The sequence below is a fragment of the Thalassotalea sp. PLHSN55 genome, assembly GCF_052030545.1.
GTDB lineage: Bacteria > Pseudomonadota > Gammaproteobacteria > Enterobacterales > Alteromonadaceae > CANMXU01.
Map to the genome: position 1 here is coordinate 1 of NZ_JBPDIH010000024.1, position 2,962 is coordinate 2,962.

The 2,962-nt window shown below is 36.7% G+C and carries 3 protein-coding genes; 1 reads left to right on the forward strand and 2 read right to left on the reverse strand.

Features of this window, described 5'->3' with window-relative positions; all coding sequences use genetic code 11:
- Positions 1-532: 532 nt before the first annotated feature.
- A complete protein-coding gene (locus ACRRSQ_RS20495; protein WP_440877640.1) occupies positions 533-964 on the reverse strand; it encodes an NADAR family protein in 432 nt (143 codons plus the stop codon).
- A gap of 507 nt (positions 965-1,471) precedes the next feature.
- On the opposite strand from ACRRSQ_RS20495, the gene ACRRSQ_RS20500 reads away from it, so the two are divergent.
- Positions 1,472-1,714: a hypothetical protein gene (locus tag ACRRSQ_RS20500; protein ID WP_440877641.1), complete on the forward strand. Its 243-nt coding sequence runs from the start codon at positions 1,472-1,474 to the stop codon at positions 1,712-1,714.
- Between the two features lie 710 nt (positions 1,715-2,424).
- Here the strand turns inward: ACRRSQ_RS20500 and ACRRSQ_RS20505 are convergent.
- Positions 2,425-2,889 (reverse strand): DUF2846 domain-containing protein, encoded by a 465-nt coding sequence (locus tag ACRRSQ_RS20505; protein ID WP_440877642.1) that lies wholly within the window; start codon positions 2,887-2,889, stop codon positions 2,425-2,427.
- Positions 2,890-2,962 lie beyond the last annotated feature (73 nt).

Consider the following 2,962-nt stretch of genomic DNA (forward strand, 5'->3'; position numbering starts at 1 on the left):
TAATAGCTCCAAGATTCCAGATTTTTTTCTTGATGCTTGCAACAACGCTCATGCAGATCCTTATGTATGGCTAACGCCCAAATAACGGGCTAAAAACTGTTGGCTATAATAACGAACGTAGTGAGGCAAGCCAACTTTTTTTAGTCCATGTTAATTTGCCTTGTTATACGTTGCAGCAGAGAAAAACTGAAAAGCCAAACCTGCAAGCTACGCATTAACTAAACACTACAAAGAAATGAATTATTAATATTTACGCCCTGCCCAAACGAAGTTGCGTTTGAACCTGATAAAAATACAACGCTTTCAAAACTAAACTTGGGTCGTTCGCCAAAAGTTGTTAGAAGCTATACCAAACTGTAACGTTTGGAAAAATATACCACCAAGATAGTTATACGCTTAACAAACAATTAAATACAAAGATTGGCGATATAACGCCTCATTCAGAGGCTTTTAATAGTTGGCTAAAATGACGAGCGCAGCGAAGGAAGCCAACTGTTAAAAGTCCCTGCTGCAATGGCTTGTTATATTGCAATTACGCCAATTCAGACCTAACTCTCATAAGGATATGTCCAAGTTTGTTAAGGCCTGTTCCATTTTTACCACACCCCCAATAATAATCTCCAGGGGCGTTTTCAACGATATCTTGAGATCCCGTAGAAATTAGTAGTTTTTTAAGTGAATCATGTGTCTGAAATTTTTTAAGAACAGCGCAATACATGATTTCATCTTTTACTTCTTCCCAATCACTGCGTATTGGTACTTTGCGACTGCGACCTAGTTCTGCGGCTTGTTTTGAATTGTAAGCAGTTCTTATTGCTTCTTTATGCTCTATATTTTCAAATTTCTGTGCTTGGAAATAATGCTCTACCGTAGGCCACCAAACACCGTCCATCTCAACGCCATGCTTAGAAAAATTTGAAAATTCACCGTATTCATCGAGTTTGGTGTAGAAATATATAGTCACGATTTCCCTGCAATATAACGCTTTTGCTAAGCGGCTAATTACTGTTTGCTAAAATTGGCGAGGTACGAGCCGAGCAAACTGTTATTAGTCCGATTAAGCAATTTGTTAGGTGCTGGTTATAAAATGTAACCAACACCTATTTATTAAAACTAATGCTTAAAAGTTTAACGCCACTTTGCAGCGAGCCTTTAAACTTTTGAGCCCAAAACCACTAAAAGAATTAAATAATGGAGTTACTGCTTTTAGTTTCTTAAAAAAGCGTAACGAACTATTAGTGGTAAAACCTGAATTATCAGGCGAAAAACTTGGTTTACATTAAAGGAATTTAGAAAAGATTAAAACGTGTTAAACCTAAATCCCTTTAAAAAATATTAATCAGTTAAGTGGCTACACCTAACCTCGCAATAACCGGCGCTAAAGCCGTAATTTAAACAAGGGCGCAAACTATTAAGCGTCCGATTAATTGCCTTGTTATATGGCACACCAGAACTTAACAGGAGATACAAAATGATTGCAGTAAGAGTGAAAATTACGGATTACGATAAGGCAAGCAACACTTGTACGGCACAATTATTGAACGGCGATATTATTGAGTTAGATCCTTTCGTTAGTTGTGCCATCAACATGACGGATGAAGAATACGATAAAGGGAAAGGATTCGACATCATCGGTAAAGATTATTTGCTAACTGAGTATACAGTCTGCAAAGAAAACGTAGTTCCGCATGAGGGTGGCATGATAGCCATATAACGCCCTTGTTAATGGGCAAATAAATAGTTGGCTAAAATTAGTGAACGAAGTGAACAAAAGCCAACTGTTTTTTGTCCCGTTGAACAACTTGTTATGTGCAGCATGGTTTAGGTTTGTTGCCAAGCTATGGCGAAGTTACCCTTGACCAAAACTTGCCTTGAGCTATTAAAACCCAAACTTAAATTAATTAATAGCTTTACAGCAAAAATGTCTTTAATTGCGTAAAGCTTATTAGTGATTGCGCCTGAACGAACAATGGCGAAACACACCCAAACAAATAAATTTTTTAAAGCTTTTAGTTAAAGCACATAACGCCACGTTAAGCGGCAAAAAATTGTTGGCTAAAATTGGCGAGGAACGAGCAAAAGCCAACTGTTTTTTGTCCGTTTGAACGCCTTGTTATGTGCAGCATGGTTTAGGTTTGTTGCCAAGCTATGGCGAAGTTACCCTTGACCAAAACTTGCCTTGAGCCATTAAAACCGATGCTAGATTAAATTAATAGTTTTATTGCAAATGTCTTTCATAAAAAGCAATAAAGCTTATTAAGGCTAGCCTGAACGAACAATGGCGAAACACTCCAAAATATATTTTATTTTAAGAACTCTTAGTTAAAGCACATAACGCCTCGTTAAGAGGCAATAAAATAGTTGGCTAAAATTAGCGACGAAGGAGCAAAAAGCCAACTGTTTTTTGTCCTTTTAAACGACTTGTTAGTTTTTCTTTACTTCTTTGAGCTCGTTAATGGCGAACGACTCATTGATTAATGCAAAACCGTAACTGCCAGAAATTGATATAACGCTGCCGTATACACCAGCATCTTGTAACTCTGCCGATAAACGAACAAAATAGTTTTTATTTGCTTCAAATTTATATTCAATATTCATTTCATCTGCACGCCAATTTGACATAAAAGCACCTTTTTTGACAGTGAATTTATGAGTGCCTGGAGATAAAGTTATAACCTCGTAACCTCCATTACTAAGATTAAATCGGTCAGTTCCATTAATTTGGACTGTTGGTGCAGCAGCGCCATCTAACATAGCCCAAGGTCTATAAATATATACTTTAGCTTGATTAATATCTAAGCTTTCTAGTTGACTGAATTTTGGGCCTGTAGCACTACATGCTGAAAGAAGTAACAACATAGATACTAAAAGAATTATTTTCTTGAACATTTACACCAATCCTATGTGAAAAACTAACGCCCTTGTTAATGGGCAAATAAATAGTTGGCTAAAATAGTGAACG